13 protein-coding genes and 1 pseudogene are annotated in these 14542 nt (G+C 70.7%); 5 read left to right on the forward strand and 9 right to left on the reverse strand.

The annotated features are described in order from the left end of the window. Together ACIHEI_RS31035 and ACIHEI_RS31040 are read right to left on the reverse strand one after the other, a co-directional pair. Window positions 1-333, reverse strand: a pseudogene (locus ACIHEI_RS31035) (hypothetical protein); the annotation flags it as partial. Window positions 334-1067: 734 nt separating this feature from the next. Beyond that, window positions 1068-1283 (reverse strand): heavy-metal-associated domain-containing protein, encoded by a 216-nt coding sequence (locus tag ACIHEI_RS31040; protein ID WP_396609048.1) that lies wholly within the window; start codon window positions 1281-1283, stop codon window positions 1068-1070. Window positions 1284-1830: 547 nt separating this feature from the next. Between ACIHEI_RS31040 and ACIHEI_RS31045 the strand changes: the two genes are divergently transcribed. Together ACIHEI_RS31045 and ACIHEI_RS31050 are read left to right on the forward strand one after the other, a co-directional pair. Next, complete coding sequence (locus ACIHEI_RS31045) at window positions 1831-2403, forward strand: chloramphenicol phosphotransferase CPT family protein (RefSeq protein ID WP_396609049.1); 573 nt, start codon at window positions 1831-1833, stop codon at window positions 2401-2403. A 483-nt stretch (window positions 2404-2886) separates the two neighbouring features. Continuing rightward, window positions 2887-3618: a carbon-nitrogen hydrolase family protein gene (locus ACIHEI_RS31050; protein ID WP_396609050.1), complete on the forward strand. Its 732-nt coding sequence runs from the start codon at window positions 2887-2889 to the stop codon at window positions 3616-3618. A gap of 33 nt (window positions 3619-3651) precedes the next feature. Here the strand turns inward: ACIHEI_RS31050 and ACIHEI_RS31055 are convergent, their stop codons facing one another. After that, entirely contained in the window at window positions 3652-4146 is a 495-nt protein-coding gene (locus ACIHEI_RS31055; RefSeq protein WP_396609051.1) for a DUF5709 domain-containing protein, read from the reverse strand. A gap of 381 nt (window positions 4147-4527) precedes the next feature. Here ACIHEI_RS31055 and ACIHEI_RS31060 point away from each other — a divergent pair, with 381 nt between their 5' ends. Next, complete coding sequence (locus tag ACIHEI_RS31060; RefSeq protein WP_396609052.1) at window positions 4528-7353, forward strand: AAA family ATPase; 2826 nt, start codon at window positions 4528-4530, stop codon at window positions 7351-7353. Between the two features lie 78 nt (window positions 7354-7431). Here the strand turns inward: ACIHEI_RS31060 and ACIHEI_RS31065 are convergent, their stop codons facing one another. The 3 genes from ACIHEI_RS31065 to ACIHEI_RS31075 all read right to left on the reverse strand — a co-directional run bounded on the left by ACIHEI_RS31065 (window position 7432) and on the right by ACIHEI_RS31075 (window position 9296). Continuing rightward, entirely contained in the window at window positions 7432-7584 is a 153-nt protein-coding gene (locus tag ACIHEI_RS31065) for a hypothetical protein (protein WP_387641398.1), read from the reverse strand. 137 nt (window positions 7585-7721) lie between these two features. After that, window positions 7722-8951: a glutathionylspermidine synthase family protein gene (locus ACIHEI_RS31070; RefSeq protein WP_387641400.1), complete on the reverse strand. Its 1230-nt coding sequence runs from the start codon at window positions 8949-8951 to the stop codon at window positions 7722-7724. 6 nt (window positions 8952-8957) lie between these two features. Next, window positions 8958-9296, reverse strand: a complete 339-nt coding sequence (locus tag ACIHEI_RS31075; RefSeq protein ID WP_392954453.1) for a hypothetical protein — start codon at window positions 9294-9296, stop codon at window positions 8958-8960. A 145-nt stretch (window positions 9297-9441) separates the two neighbouring features. Here ACIHEI_RS31075 and ACIHEI_RS31080 point away from each other — a divergent pair, with 145 nt between their 5' ends. Further along, the gene (locus tag ACIHEI_RS31080) at window positions 9442-9864 is read left to right on the forward strand and encodes a DUF350 domain-containing protein (RefSeq protein WP_392954455.1); all 423 of its coding nucleotides are present in this window, start codon (window positions 9442-9444) and stop codon (window positions 9862-9864) included. Between the two features lie 32 nt (window positions 9865-9896). Here the strand turns inward: ACIHEI_RS31080 and ACIHEI_RS31085 are convergent, their stop codons facing one another. The 3 genes from ACIHEI_RS31085 to ACIHEI_RS31095 form a co-directional block, all read right to left on the reverse strand. Further along, entirely contained in the window at window positions 9897-11039 is a 1143-nt protein-coding gene (locus ACIHEI_RS31085; protein ID WP_396609053.1) for a homoserine O-acetyltransferase, read from the reverse strand. Between the two features lie 8 nt (window positions 11040-11047). Next, window positions 11048-12367, reverse strand: a complete 1320-nt coding sequence (locus ACIHEI_RS31090) for a bifunctional o-acetylhomoserine/o-acetylserine sulfhydrylase (protein ID WP_396609054.1) — start codon at window positions 12365-12367, stop codon at window positions 11048-11050. 241 nt (window positions 12368-12608) lie between these two features. Beyond that, window positions 12609-13493 (reverse strand): LysR family transcriptional regulator, encoded by an 885-nt coding sequence (locus tag ACIHEI_RS31095; RefSeq protein WP_396609055.1) that lies wholly within the window; start codon window positions 13491-13493, stop codon window positions 12609-12611. 91 nt (window positions 13494-13584) lie between these two features. Between ACIHEI_RS31095 and ACIHEI_RS31100 the strand changes: the two genes are divergently transcribed. Further along, window positions 13585-14538, forward strand: coding sequence for an EamA family transporter (locus ACIHEI_RS31100; protein WP_396609056.1), 954 nt, complete (start codon window positions 13585-13587; stop codon window positions 14536-14538). Window positions 14539-14542: the final 4 nt, after the last annotated feature.

Raw genomic sequence — 14542 nt, forward strand, 5'->3', positions numbered from 1 at the left:
AACCCTAGACAAGTCACATCCTCCCAGGTCAGATGGCATCTCCGTTTTCATGTCCGGCCCCTGGAACGGCAATTGGCCGGTGAATCCGGGCTCAGTGGTGAACAGTGCGTCCAGGCTTCGGGGAAGGATGTCGTCGGGCAGGCCCCACCAGATGGCGAGCGCCGAGGGCACTCGTTCAGGGCCGGCCTCCGCGATCCAGATCCATTCGGGTCGGTACTCGCCATCGGCGATGCGGGCGCGGACGACCTCGGCGGAGATCGTGGTGGACGGGTCGGACCGAAGGCAGGTCAGGGCCGTGTCGAGTTCTTGATGGACGATCGGGCGGAAGATCACAGGGTCTCCGAGGCAAGGGAGTAGTGGACGCAGCCCGACCGCGATGATCCGTGGCGACCGCCCAAGTGGGGGCGTGTCAGCTGGACGCGCGGGTGATCGGATGCGCTGTGGGACGGAGCTGAGTTATCGGGACCACCACAGGACCTCCTCTCGGTGCGGGGCATCGTGGGTGCGAAGCCACTCTGCGGCTGGGCGTGCACTGGACCGTCGGTAGAGTTGATCCACCGTCAGTGGCCCGAAGCTTAGAGAGGTTGGTGGGTGGTTCGCAAAGTATTTTTCGGAGATTATTTCGCAGGCTTGTTGCGGCCGGGAAAATGGGTTGCTCCGGGGGTGGTGCCGAGTGGTGGAGCTTGCATGTTCAGCGGGAGAGCTCGGCAGGTTCCTGTGTTGTGAAGCACTGTTGAAATAGCCTGCTTTATGAAGCTTTTTCTATAAGCATCCATTTGAGGCTGGGTTGGTTTTGGGTGCGACAGGGGGCCGGGCAGCGACGTGCATCAGGGTCGTGGTGCGTAGATGGTGAAGGGCTGCAGCAGGTTACGCTGAATTACTCGAAAGAGTGGATCGGGAAATATCGACCATGAGTGCGGTTGGTGCTGATCCGGCGGCGGTAGAAATGTCACTGGCGGCAGCGAACCTGGGAGGAGGTGTCGGCGAATGAGCGGGTGGAGTGGCAGGCCGGCGCACGTGGGCACCGGCCGCTAGCACTTCGGGCGGTGTTGGGGGATGCCAGGGGATCAGATACGGACACCGAGGATGAAGCCGGATCCGGTTACGGCGGATCGGACCTGGTCGTCATCCAGTGGCTGGGCCGACTCGATGGTGACTTGGCCGGCCCGCGTGTCCACGGTGACATCAGTGATACCTGGCAATGCGGTCAGCTCGGCCGTGACAGTCCGTTCGCAGTGGCCGCAGCTCATTCCTTCGACGGTGAAGGCAGTGGTGGTGGACATGGGTTACCTCCGTTGAGCTGGTTGGGTGTGGCGGGTTGTCCGGCGGGGCAAGGCGCCGCCGTGTTGCTCAACGGGCGCGCCGCGACGGGGGCATCGGGGCGCGCTGTCAAATGCCCCCAATGAGTGGTGTCTCGACAGGGAGGGAGGGTGGCCGAGCCTCGAGGGCGGACTGCGTGAGGCATAAGCGGCATTCGCTGTCGCCTGACGCTCATGCCGGGGCGATGGTGCTTGCCGAAGTGTTCGTGATGTGTGGATTTGATAGGAAGGTTTTGGGTCGTAGGGGCCTGGGGTGAAATTTTGTGAAATGCTCACTCTGGCCTTGAACCTGTGAAGGCTCGGGTGGTGATGGTGACGGGAATGTGAACCGTCTTGGGTTGCTCGGCTGGGCTGGGTGGTCAGATGGGCCGTTGTGGTTGGGTCGGTGAGGCTTTGGCGTCCTTGGTCCATCTGTAGATCGGCATGAGGTTTCTGGCATGGGTGGCTGATGGGGTCGATGGGCGTGCCGGAGACTCGACTTGTCGAGATGTCAAATCAATAGAATGAAATAATGGGTGATCGCATGAGTGAAGCGCCAGGGCGCATTATCTTCCTCAACGGAACGTCGAGCTCGGGAAAGTCGAGCATCGCACGTGAGTTGCTGGAAATTCTCGATGACGAGGTCTGGTTCCATCTTGGCGTCGACATGTTCAACGCCATGCGGACGATGCGCGCGATAGAGCAGGCCCAGTTTGATGAGGCGCTGAAACGGACCAGGAAGGGATTTCACCGGTCGATCGCGGCGATGGCGGATGCCGGCAACAACGTGATCGTCGACCATGTCCTGAGCGAGCCGTGGCGGCTGTCCGACTGTTTGGACGTGCTCAGTCCCTACCGAGTCATGTTCGTTGGGGTTCGTTGTGACGTGGAGGAGTTGACCCGGCGCGAGGAAGCTCGGGGTGACCGGCCCCCCGGTCTGGCAGCCCAGCAGCACGGCCTGGTGCACCAGCACGGCGACTACGACTTCGAATGTGACAGCGGAGCGTACTCGCCTCGCGAGTGTGCCGAGCGGATCAAAGCGTTTCTGCCGAACCAACCGGGCCCGACCGCCTTCGAGCGACTGCGGGAGGGCATACGCCGGTAGTCCCGATGTCCCAGAAAGCCGCCCGAGCAATGGGTGGGAATTTGGGAGAAGTGGACAGAGCGATCACGTTGGGACACCGCCCAATTGGCGAGCTGATGGGGTGGCGTCGCCGGTCGCAACGACCGGAACGAGTCGGTGACGGAGGCTCGCAGGTCTGAGCGGTGAGGTGCGGTTCGGGGCTGACTGAAGGTCAGCCCCGAACCGCCAACGGAGAGCAGAGGGCCGGTCGCGGTCAGGTCGGCAGGGCGCGTAAGCCCGGTTCCGGGTGGCGACTGGGAGTCCCGCCGGAGGCCAGGGCCGGACGCCCTACGGTGTACCTCGAACTGTCCTGATCGGACGGGAGCAGTCGGGCGCGGGGCGATCCACAAGTGCTGTTGCAAGTGGCGCGGTGGTGGCGGGCCCGCAACGCGGGCCCGGGCAAGGGCGGTGTGGTGATGGCCGGTCAACGAGACGGGTGATGGCGTGTCGGAGGAAGGAAGCAGCATGGGACGGGTTCGGGTGGCGGCGGCTCAGTTCGAATGTGTGCCGGGAGATGTGGAGGCGAACATCGAGCGGATCACGGCGCTGGCGCAGCAGGCACGGGAGGCCGGCGCGGCTGTGGTGTTCGGGCCGGAGTTGTGCCTCACCGGATATGAGCTCGGGATGATCGCCGCGGATCGGGGGCTGTGGACGGAGCCGAACGACGCGCGACTCGATCCGGTGCGCGGTGTCGGTATCGCGGTCGTGGTCAATGGCGTCGCTGCGGGGCCGGGGAATCAACCGCAGATCGTCAGCACCGTGTACGGGCCGACTGGGGACGTGGTGACGACGTACGCGAAGGAGCACTTGTACGAGAACGAGCAGGAGGTGTTCGCAGCCGGCAGCGGTGGTGGCCGGTTCTGGCTGGATGGGGTCGGCTTCTCGCTGGCCACCTGTTTTGACAACCACTTTCCAGAGGTGTCGGCGCGAAATGCGGCGCTGGGATGCCGGGTGCACCTCGCCAGTTCGCTGTACGGCACCGAAGGTGGGAGGGAAGAGCGGCGGACGGTGCATCCGGCGATAGCGAAGGCGACCGGTATGCACGTGATGCTGGCCAATCATGTGGGCGTCGCCGGGCCGTGGACGGGCTGCGGAGGCAGCGCTGTGTGGGCTCCGGACGGCGCCGTGGTGGCGGAGGCGGACGAGACTGGTCCGCAGGTGCTGGTGGCTGACCTGGAGGTGGAGATGAGCAAGTGAGACAGGCCGGGAGTCGGAGGTGGGCGTTGGTCGTCAGCGGAATTCGTCGTCGGGCACCCTGTCGGCCAGGTCGTCGAGAACGGTGAACTGGACGGCCTCGCGCAATGGCTCGTCGGGTGCTGCGTCATCGAACTGTGCCTCGGCGTCCTCGTCCGGGTAGACCAGGTGCACGGCGGCCTCCTCAGCGCTGGCCGCCCCACCGTCGGGGCCGACATCGGAACCTGCGGTGTCGATTCCGTCCTCGACCAGGCGTCCGGCGCGTGGGGACGGCCCTTCATTCCAGCGGTCGTCGACCGTCTCCGGGGTGTCGTCGGGCTCCTCCTCGGACAGCAACTGGTCGAGGGACTCCCCGCGCGCGGCCTCCCCGGGTGTCGTTCCGTACGCGGTCGAGCCGTAGTACCCGTCGGGAGGGATGACTCCGGTGTCCAACGGGTCGTCGTCGAGCCGGTCAGTGAGCAGGGAGTCGGCCGGTTCGAGAACGCCGTCGTCCTCGGCGGGTTCCGGGTCCTGAGGGTCCCAGTCGGTCATGACAGCACCTGTCCTCGTCACTCGGGGTGAGGTCCCACGCAGCTTCTTCATGCTCGCCAGGGAGCTACCCGGCTCGCAACACGGCGCGGCGGCAGCAGCCTGAGAGGGAGGGTGCGGGAAGGCCGGACAGGCTGGCGTTGCGGGTGGGGTGGGGTCGCGCGCAGATTGCGGCGGAGGCAGGTCCCGCCGCGGTGCTTGGAGCCGTTGGTCCACGAGGTGGCGTGTCGAGTGGCCAACGGATCGACGGCGGCGACGGGAGGTGGTGAGCGGAGCTGGTCGGGGTGGTGGAGCAGCAGCGCATGATGAGCGGAGCGGAAGCGATGTGCTCCCGCCGATGGGCGAGCTCGGAACGGTCGACGGAGAAGGTGTGCGGTGTTGAGGGTGCCGGGGTTTGTCGGGCGGCGGCGTGAGCGGGCCCGGTTGGTCGCCGCCTTGCGGGCGGCACCTTCGGTGGTATTGGTGGAAGGTGAGGCGGGTGTCGGCAAGTCCGCACTGGTGCGACAGGCTTTGGCGGAGGCCGGCGTGGCGCCGGGGCGGGTGCTGACCGGGCGCTGCCATCCGGTTGCCGAGCCGACGCTGTACGGGCCGGTGCTCGATGCGCTGCGACGCAGTGGTCCGTTGCTTGCGGAGGCGGCGGAGCTGCCACCGAGTGCGGGTGCGCTTCGGCCGTGGCTGCCTGACATTGGAGCCTGGCTTCCGGGAGAGGTCGAGGGCGGCGACGAACGGTACCGGCTGATGCAGGGCATGCGGGCGCTGCTGGGTGCGCTGGGTGGCGTGGTGTTGCTGATCGAGGACGCGCAGTGGGCGGACCCGGCGAGCCGCGAGCTTTTGCTGTTGCTGGCCAGGGATCCGTTGCCGGGCCTGTCGTTGCTGGTGACCTACCGGGCGGAGGAGATGGCGGTAGGTGTGTCGGTGCTGGGTGCGGCCTATCGCTGCCCGCCCGGGGTGGCCGGTGGGGTGGTCCAGCTCGGTCCTTTGCGGGAGTCCGAGGTGCGGGAGATGGTCGGCGGGGAGTGGGGTGCTGATGCGGTGACCGGGCTGGCAGCCGTGCTGGGCGAGCGGTCCGGGGGGCTTCCGGTGGTCGTCCTGGAGGACCTGACGGCCTTGCGAGACGGCGGCCCGCATTCCGATCCGGTTGCGGCGTTGATGGCCGCGGAGCCACCGCGGGGTTTGCGGGACGCGGTCACCGAACGCCTGGCCGCGCTCGGATCGGACGCGCTTGCGGTGGCGGAGACAGCCGCAGTGCTGGGTGAGCCGGCCGGGGAGGAGATGATCGGCGAGGTGGCGCAGCTATCGGCCGAACGGGTGGCGGCGGGCCTGGTGGAGGCGCTGCGGGCGGGGGTGCTGGCCGAGCCCACCGCAGCCCGGTACGCCTTCCGGCGGGAGCCTGCCCGGCAGGTGGCGTACCGGCGTATTCCGGGGCCGTCGCGGTCGGCGCTGCACCGGCGGGCGATCGCTGTGTTGCGCGGCCTCGAGCCGCAGCCGCTCATCCGGATCGCCGCACACACCGGGGCCCTCGGTGATCGGGAGGCGTGGCAGCAGGTGGCCGAAGCGGCGGCCGAGCAGGCGATGGAGCAGGGTGATCCGGCGGCTGCGGGGCTGCTGCTGCGCGAGTTGCTGGCCGAAACGGATTTGGCATCCGAGCGACGGGTACGGGTCGCCCGGGCCCTGTCGGCGATCGCCGCGAACGCCGCCGACGACACCGCGAGTACCGCGGCGCTGGTCGGCATCATCGCGGACCCGCGTCTGCCGGTCGGCGATCGGGGCGAGATCCGGCTGACGCTCGGCCTGCGGGTGGCCGTGCAGGGCGGCGACCGCGCCGGGTTCGCGCAGATCGAGCAGGCTGCCGACGAGCTCGCCGGGCGTCCCGCCCGGGCGGCGCGGGCACTGCTGGCGCTGGCGATGAACGAACGAGACGGTGCCGGTGCTGCCGCCCGGGAGCGCATGGCGAACGCTGCGGCAGCGCTGGAGGCCGAGCCGGACGAGGAGGTCACCGCCGCATACCGGGCCACCCTGCTGACCTTCCAGGCCCGCGAGGGTGACCCCGAACTGTGGCCCGAACTGGACCGCTTGCCGCGCCACTCCACCAACCCCGAGGTGGTCCGGCAGACCACCCGCGCCCTGTACAACGTCGGCGACATCGCCCTCGACACGGGGCACGACCAGCAGGCGGGTCGGCTGCTCGCCGAGAGCCGGGCGCTGGCCCGGCAGGCCTCGATCGCCTACCTGGAGTGCTACAGCCGAATTGCCCTGCTGAGGTTGGACGGGTTGGCCGGGCGGTGGCAGGGGCTCGAGGAGCGGTTCGCGGCGCTCGGGACGGAGTTCCCCGACGTGGCCATGGCGGGTGCCGAACGGGCCATGCTGTTGGGCCGGCTGGCCGCCGCCCAGGGGCGGTTGGCGGTGGCCAGGGCCGAGTTCACCAGCGCGGCCAGGTACGGCGAGCGGGAGTCACAGGTCACCGCCGCGCTGCGGGCTGCCGCCGGTCTGGGGTCGCTCGAACTGGCCGAGCGCGGAGGGGCGGCGGCTGCCGCAGTGGTGGCACCCGCCGTGGCGATCCTGCGGCAGGCGGGGGCGTGGGCGCGCAGTGCGGAACTGCTGCCGCTGGCGGTGGAGACCGCACGGGCGGTCGGCGACATCGACGCCGCCCGGCACCTCACGGAAGAGGCGGCGGAGGCGTTGGAAGGCGTCGATGCGCCGGCCGCGCACGCCGGACTCGAACTGGCCAGGGGCTTCTTGTTGGACGGTGTCGGCGGCGCTTCCAGTGGTGGCGACGGCGCGGCCGAGGCCTTCGGGCGGGCGCGGGACGCCTGGCGGGCGATCGGGCGGCCGTACGAGGCCGCCCGCGCGGAGGAGCGGCTGGCCCGGGTGCTGGCCGAGCACGACGCGCAGAGCGCGGCCGAGCGGCTGACCGCCGCGGAGGCGACGTTCACCACGCTCGGGGCCGCGTCCGACGCAGCGCGCTGCCAGCACGTCCGGCGCGATCTCGGCCTCGGGCGGATGGCGTCGCCGGGGCGGCGGGGCTACGGCGAGGCACTGTCGCCACGCGAGCGGCAGGTCGCGGAGCTGGTTGGGCAAGGGGCCACCAACCAGGACATCGCCCAGGCGCTGTTCCTGTCGCCACGCACGGTCGAGCACCACGTGGCGAGCGTGCTGCGGAAGCTCGGGGTGGGGCGGAAGGAGGTGGCGGAGGCGTTGGCGGCGACGTGACGGCCGGTGAGCCGACGGGCGTGGGAGCCGAGTTGGCAGGTGTGGGCCGAGAGGCGGTGGATCAGCGAGTCGCGGGACTCAGGGACGAGGGCGGTGGGGCAGGCGGGCGAGGCGGGAGAGGGTGGCACGGCGGGTCTGGCGTTCGACGAAGCCGCGGCGGGGGGCGGGGCGTTCGGCGAGTGCGGTGAAGTGCTCGCTGGCGTACAGGCGGAAGCGTTCGCGGCGGGTCATCCGGATCTCCTGACTGGGGGTGGGGAGAGCGAATACCAGCTTTGCGGTGGGCGGGGGGCTGATCAATGCGTAGGGGATACCCATCCGGCACGGCGAAGAGTACGTAGTGGCCGAGGTGGGGCGACAGGACAAGGAGTTCAGCGGATGACGTGCGGGAGGAAGCGGGCGCCCTGGTGGGTGATGGGGCTGTCGTCGGTTTCACGGATGCCGAGGCCGGCGGATTCGCCGTCGACGACCCAGGTACCGAGGACGGGCCGGTTGCCGTCGAAGTCGGGGAGGGGGTGGTACTGCTGGTAGCAGTGGCCTTCGGCGCCGTAGCGGTCGGGGTCGCCGGCCCAGTCGGCGAGGCGGGTCTGGGTGCCGTCCGGTTCGACGATGCGGATGCCCGCGCCTTCGCGGCCGAGCAGCGGCTTGGCGGCGTAGCCGGGGCCGTCGGGGTCGGCGAGTTCGCGCGGGCCGTCGAGGTAGGCGGGCAGCAGGTTCGGGTGGCCGGGGTTGAGTTCCCACAGGACGGCCAGCAGCGCCTTGTTGGACAGCAGCATCTTCCAGGCGGGCTCGATCCACAGGGTGGAGCCGGTGCTGCCGCCGAGGTCGATGACGTCGAGGAGCTGGTCGGCGAACTCGTCCTCGGCGAGCCACTCCCAGGGGTAGAGCTTGAACGCGGAGCGGATGAAGCGGTGTTCGAGATCGACGAAGCGCCCGGTCAGGCCGTCCCAACCGATGTCCTCCATGGCGATGCCGATGGTCTGCAGGCCGGCCTGTTCGGCGCACTCCTGGAGGTAGAGGGTGGTCAGCCAGTCCTCGCCCTCGGTGTCGCCGCGGGAGTGGGCGAAGTGCACGGGCCCGGGCGGCAGCAGGTGCTTCTGGCGCTGCCAGGAGGCGATCAGGCGTTCGTGAAGGGAGTTCCACTGGTCGGCGTCGGGGAAGCGGTCCTCCAGCCAGAACCACTGCGGCCCGGCGGCCTCGATCAGCGAGGTCGGGGTGTCGGCGTTGTACTCGAACAACTTGGCGGGTCCGGTGCCGTCGTAGGCGAGGTCGAACCGGCCGTAGACGCTGGGCTGTTCGTCGCGACGGTGCCAGGATTCGGCGACGATCGCGGCGAGCCGGGGGTCGGTGATGCCGAAGTCGGCGAAGCGGCCGCTGCGCACCACGTGGTCGGCGGCGGCGAGGGAGAGTTCGTGGAGTTCCTCGACGACCTCCTCCAGGGCCTCGACCTCGGGCAGCGAGAACTCGTAGTAGGCGCTCTCGTCCCAGTAGGGGTGCGGGCCGCCCTGGTTGCAGGGGTCGGAGCACATCGCGTAGACGAGGCCCTGGGATTCGACGGTGGCCAGCCAGTCGGGGCGCGGGGTGATGGTGTGACGGCGCATCAGGGGTCAGCCGCCGCCCGAGCCGCTGCTGCTGCCCTTGGGGCAACCGAAGCCACCGCGCTTGGTGGCGGCCTTGTCGAAGGTGCCGCCGTTGGCGGTGTCGGTGCCGTACCCGCAGTAGTACCAGCGGCCCGCGCCGGAGCCTCCGCCCGAGCAGGAGTGGCTGTCCAGCACCTTCAGCGTGGTCGGGTCGACGCAGCGGCTGGGCGGGGTGCTGGAGGAGGAGCAGCCGGACAGCGTGAGGGCGAGCGTGCCGACCATCCCCAGCGTGACGAAGCCGGACCGGCGACGGCCGTCCGGTATCGGAAGGCCCGGGGCGGAAGTGGCGGGCGGCGGCGGTGTCATGGCGGACCATCGTACGCGGAAGATGTGATGTCAGGTCCAGTGCCGTCGGAATCTGACGGGCTTCCAGGGAGATGGGTTATGTTTTGCCGACCCTTGACCATGGTGCGGCCCGGCGCGGCTGCCCGACCCCGGGAGAGCCCCGCTGATGAACGACATAGTCCACGGCCTCGGCGCGGCCGCCGTCTACGGTCTGGTCGGCCTGGTGCTGTTGCTGCTCGGCTACCTGCTGATCGATGTGCTCACCCCGGGCAAGCTCGGCCGGCTGATCTGGGCGGAGGGCAATCGCAACGCCGCCCTGCTGCTCAGCTCGGCGCTGCTCGGCGTCGGCGGCATCGTCTACACCGCGATTCGCACCACCTACGACGACTTCGGCAAGGGCCTGATCTCCACGCTGGCCTTCGGCGTTCTCGGGCTGCTGCTCATGGCGCTCGCGTTCTGGCTGCTGGACCTGCTCACCCCGGGGCGGCTGGGCGCGATCCTGGTGTCGAATCAGCCGCACCCGGCGGTGTGGGTGTCGGCCAGCTGCAACCTGGCTGCCGCGGCGATCGTCTCCGCCTCGATCGCCTGACGGCCGGTCATCCCTGGGGCCCCGGTGCGTGTTCATCGGCCGGCGCCCGGCAGGAGTTCGGCGAGCAGCGGTGCGACCTGGCCGGTCTCCAGCAGGAAGCCGTCGTGGCCGTACGGCGAGGAGATCACCCGCAGGGCGTCGGCGTGCGGCAGGTGCGCGGCGAGTTCGGCCTGCTGGGAGGGCGGGTAGAGCCGGTCCGAGTCGACGGCGGCGACCAGCGCGGGCGCGGTCACCCGCCGCAGGGCAGCGGCCGTCCCGCCGCGACCGCGGCCGAGGTCGTGGGCGTTCATCGCCTCGTTGAGGACGACATAGCTGCCCGCGTCGAAGCGGTGCGCCAGCTTCGACGCGTGATGGTCGAGGTAGGACTCGACGGCGAACCGTCCACCGCGCCAAGGGTGTTCGCCGGGCTGCGGGGCGCGGCCGAAGCGGGCGGCGAGTTCGGGTTCGCTGCGGTAGGTGATCTGGGCGAGCCGGCGGGCCAGGCCGAGGCCGCGGTGCGGCCCGGCGCCGAGCGGCAAGTGATGGTAGTCGCCGCCGTGCCAGCCCGGGTCGGTGCGGATCGCGTGCAGCTGCGCGGAGGCGTGCGCGATCTGTTCGGCGGAAGCGGCGGCCGCGGTGGCCAGCACCAGCAGCGCACCCACCCGTCGAGGGTGTGTCACCGCCCACTCCAGCGCCCGCATCCCGCCCATCGACCCGCCGGCCACCAGCGCCCAGTGCCCCACGCCGAGCGCATCGGCGAGGTGGGCCTCGGCGGTGACCTGGTCGCGCTGGGTGAGGAACGGGAAACGTCCGCCCCAGGCCCGTCCGTCCGGCGCGGCAGCGGACGGCCCGGTGGAGCCCTGGCAACCGCCCAGCACGTTCGGCGCCACCACGAACCAGCGGTCGGTGTCCAACGCCCGGCCGGGGCCGACCAGTTCGTCCCACCAGCCGGGCGTGGGGTGCCCGGCCGCAGCGGGCCCGGCGAGGTGGCTGTCGCCGGTCAGCGCGTGCAGCACCAGGACGGCGTTGGAGCCGTCCGGAGCGAGCGTCCCCCAGGTTTCGTATGCCAGCCGCCCGCCCGGCAGGGTGCCGCCCGCCTCCAGGGGGAGCGGCCCGGGCAGCGTGAACCAGCGCCGCCGGCCGGCCGGGTCGCCGTCCCGCCAGGCCCCGGTGGCGGGCGGGACGGCGAGGCCCAAGGTGCCGTTCAGGACGCGCCCTTCGCCGAGCGGAAACCAGCCTCCAGGTCCGCCTTCAGATCGGTGACGCTCTCCAGCCCGACCGACAGCCGCACCAGGCCGGGCGAGGTGCCGGTGGCCGCCAACTGCTCGGCGTCCAGCTGGCTGTGCGTGGTGGATGCCGGGTGGATCACCAGGCTGCGCACGTCCCCGATGTTGGCGAGGTGGCTGAACAGTTCGAGCCCGTCCACGAACCGCCGCCCGGCCTCGACGCCGTCGCGCAGTTCGAACGAGAGCACCGCGCCCGCGCCGCGCGGCAGGTAGTGCTGCGCGGCGGCGTGCCAACGGCTGGACGGCAGGCCCGGGTAGTGGACGGCCGCGACCTCGTCGCGGGCCTGGAGCCAGCGGGCCAGTTCCAGCGCGTTGGCGGTGTGCCGCTCCAGTCGCAGCGACAGCGTCTCGATGCCCTGCAGCAGCAGGAACGCCGAGTGTGGGGAGAGCGCCGGACCGAGGTCGCGCAGCAGTTGCACCCGCAGCTTGGCGGCGAACGCGCCCGGTCCGAGGGCGTCCCAGAACCGCAGGCCGTGGTAGCTTGGGTCGGGCTCGGTGAAACCGGGGAACCGTGCGGGGTGGGCGCCGAAGTCGAAGGTGCCGCCGTCCACCACCACGCCCCCGATGGTGGTCCCGTGCCCACCGAGGAACTTGGTCGCCGAGTGCACGACCACGTCCGCGCCGTGCTCGATCGGCCGGAGCAGGAACGGCGTGGGCACGGTGTTGTCGACGATCAGTGGCACCCCGGCGGTGTGCGCGACCTCGGCGACGCCGCGTACGTCCAGCACGTTGCCGCGCGGATTGCCCAGCGACTCCGCGAACAGTGCCTTGGTGTTCGGGCGGATCGCCGCCCGCCAGGCGCCCAGGTCGTCCGGGTCGTCGACGAAGCTCACCTCGATGCCGAACCGGGGCAGGGTGTGCCGCAGCAGGTTGTAGGTGCCGCCGTACAGCGACGCCGAGGAGACCAGGTGGTCGCCGGCCCCGGCCACCGTCAGCAGTGCCAGCGTCTCCGCGGCCTGCCCGGAGGCCAGCGCGACCGCCGCCACCCCGCCCTCGAGGGAGGCCAGGCGCTGCTCCAGCACGTCGGTGGTCGGGTTGTGGATCCGGGTGTAGATGTTGCCCGGCTCGGCAAGGGCGAACAGGTCGGCGGCGTGCGCGGTGTCCCGGAACGCGAACGAGGTGGTCTGGTAGATCGGGACCGCCCGGGCCCCGGTCGCGGGGTCGGGCTGCGCGCCCGCATGGATCTGCCGGGTCTCGAACGACCAGCCGGGGGTGGCGACGGGGCTCTGCTCGGACATGCTGCTCCTGTACGCGTGCGGGGATAACGACGGCTGCGCGGGCAGGGCGAAGCCGGCGCGGGACGGGGAGGTGGGAGATGCGCGGGGCGGGGGAGGAAGGCCGCCCGGGCGGTCACGGCGTCAGGTAAGCACAGCGCGGGATCGACCCGCCAGCGGATCGCAGGAGCGGACACCCGGGGACATGTGGCGAAACGCCACGGAGACCTGACGGGTCATCATCTGATCTTCGGACGAGCCGATTTCAGGTGGACGCGTCGGCCGGGATGCCCAGCAGATCGAGGAATGCCGCGGTGGCCGGCGTGCGGCCCGTGCGGCTCCACACCACCGTCTCGATCCGGGTCGGCGCGTCCGTGACCTCGACGGTGGCGACGCCCGTCAACCGGTCCACGTACGCTGCGGGCAGCATCGCCACAGCCAGGCCAGGGCCGACCAGCCGGGGAATGTAGGCGGCGTCGGTGACCTCGAATGCCACATCACGGACCAGGCCGGCCGCGCTGAACGCCAGATCGGTCTGGGCACGGCCGGCCGTGCCCGCAGGCAGGTCGACGAACGGCTCGGCGGCCAGCGTGCGCAAGCTCACCCGGCTGCGGGCGGCCAGCGGATGGTCCGGCGCGACGACCGCGACCAGGCGGCCGCGGGCCAGCTCATGGGCCGTCACCCCCTGCGGGCGCAGCGTCGGTGGCAGACCGAGGAAGGCCACGTCCAGTACGCCCTGGCGGACCAGTTCGATCAGGTCGTCGCTGGCGCCGACCCGCAGGCTGATCCGGACCTGCGGATGGCGGCCGCGGAACGCGTGCAGCCCGGACGGGATGTCCACGGCGGTGACGGTGGGGATCAGGCCCACCGCGAGCCGCCCGCGTACCTCGCCGACTGCCGCCGCGACCTCGGCCGCCGCCCGCTCCGCCGCCTCCAGGCACTGGCGGGCGGCCGGCAGGAAGGCCTCGCCGGCCGCGGTCAGCCGCACCCGACGGCTGGTGCGCTCGAACAGCCGGGCGCCCAGCTCGTGTTCGAGTCGGGAGATCTGATGGCTGAGCGCCGACTGCACCACCAGGCAGCGCTCCGCGGCACGGGTGAAGTTGAGTGTCTCGGCCACCGCGACGACGTAGCGCACCTGCTGGAGCTCCATGCGCCCCATCCTGCATCCATCGCGAAACGAGATCAATGCACTGACAAACATGTGTTGGACTCATCTATCCGGTGAAAGTCAGACTCTCCGCATGACAGCGACCAGCACCGCCACCCCGTCCGCCGAACCGCTCACCACCCGTGCACCGTCCGGCAGTTCGGGCGGCGGTGGCCGCGGCGTCCTGCCGCGCACCGCGCTGACCGCGATCGCCCCCGCCGTCTGGGGTACCACCTACGTGGTCACCACCGAGCTGCTGCCGCCCGGCCACCCGATGTTCGCCGCCCTGCTGCGCGCCCTGCCCGCCGGCCTGATCGCCCTGGCCGTCACCCGGACTCTGCCGCGCGGAAGTTGGTGGGGCAAGGCCGCCGTCCTCGGGGTACTGAACATCGGACTGTTCCTGCCGCTGCTGTTCACTGCCGCCGAACGCCTGCCCGGCGGAGTGGCCGGAACCCTCGCCGCCGCCCAGCCGATGATCGTCGCCGTACTGGCCGTGGTGGTCCTGCGCCAACGGCTCTCCGGCCGACGACTGTTGTGGGGCCTGGTCGGCGTACTCGGCGTCGGACTGGTGGTGATCGGCCCGAGCGCCGCCCTGGACGCCGTCGGCGTGGCTGCCGGGCTCGGCGGCGCCGCCACCATGGCGCTCGGCGTCACCCTCACCAAGCGCTGGGGCCGCCCCGAAGGCGTCTCCCCGCTCGCGCTCACCGGATGGCAACTCACCTCCGGTGGCCTGTTCCTACTGCCGCTGACCTTCCTGTTCGAGGGCGCCCCGCCGGCCATCGACGGGCGAGCCGCGCTTGGCTACCTGTGGCTCGGCCTGATCGGCGGACTGCTCACCTACGCCCTCTGGTTCCAGGGCATCACCAGCCTTCCGGTCACCGGCGTCGCGGTGCTCGGGCTGCTCTCTCCGCTGGTGGCTGCCGTCCTCGGTGCGGTGGTGCTCGACCAGACCCTCGGCCCGGTCCAGCTGGTGGGTTTCGCCCTCGCGCTGGCCTCGATCGTCGCCGGACAGTTGCCCGACCGCCGCCCCGCCCCCGCTCGGAGCTGATCGG

Origin of the sequence: Kitasatospora sp. NPDC051984 (assembly GCF_044593455.1) — a bacterium.
Taxonomy (GTDB): domain Bacteria; phylum Actinomycetota; class Actinomycetes; order Streptomycetales; family Streptomycetaceae; genus Kitasatospora.

Coding starts and splice junctions, on each gene's coding strand:
- ACIHEI_RS31040 (WP_396609048.1), bottom strand. CDS start 1,283: ATGTCCACCACCACTGCCTTCACCGTCGAAGGAATGAGCTGCGGCCAC.
- ACIHEI_RS31045 (WP_396609049.1), top strand. CDS start 1,831: ATGGGTGATCGCATGAGTGAAGCGCCAGGGCGCATTATCTTCCTCAAC.
- ACIHEI_RS31050 (WP_396609050.1), top strand. CDS start 2,887: ATGGGACGGGTTCGGGTGGCGGCGGCTCAGTTCGAATGTGTGCCGGGA.
- ACIHEI_RS31055 (WP_396609051.1), bottom strand. CDS start 4,146: ATGACCGACTGGGACCCTCAGGACCCGGAACCCGCCGAGGACGACGGC.
- ACIHEI_RS31065 (WP_387641398.1), bottom strand. CDS start 7,584: ATGACCCGCCGCGAACGCTTCCGCCTGTACGCCAGCGAGCACTTCACC.
- ACIHEI_RS31070 (WP_387641400.1), bottom strand. CDS start 8,951: ATGCGCCGTCACACCATCACCCCGCGCCCCGACTGGCTGGCCACCGTC.
- ACIHEI_RS31075 (WP_392954453.1), bottom strand. CDS start 9,296: ATGACACCGCCGCCGCCCGCCACTTCCGCCCCGGGCCTTCCGATACCG.
- ACIHEI_RS31080 (WP_392954455.1), top strand. CDS start 9,442: ATGAACGACATAGTCCACGGCCTCGGCGCGGCCGCCGTCTACGGTCTG.
- ACIHEI_RS31090 (WP_396609054.1), bottom strand. CDS start 12,367: ATGTCCGAGCAGAGCCCCGTCGCCACCCCCGGCTGGTCGTTCGAGACC.
- ACIHEI_RS31095 (WP_396609055.1), bottom strand. CDS start 13,493: ATGGAGCTCCAGCAGGTGCGCTACGTCGTCGCGGTGGCCGAGACACTC.
- ACIHEI_RS31100 (WP_396609056.1), top strand. CDS start 13,585: ATGACAGCGACCAGCACCGCCACCCCGTCCGCCGAACCGCTCACCACC.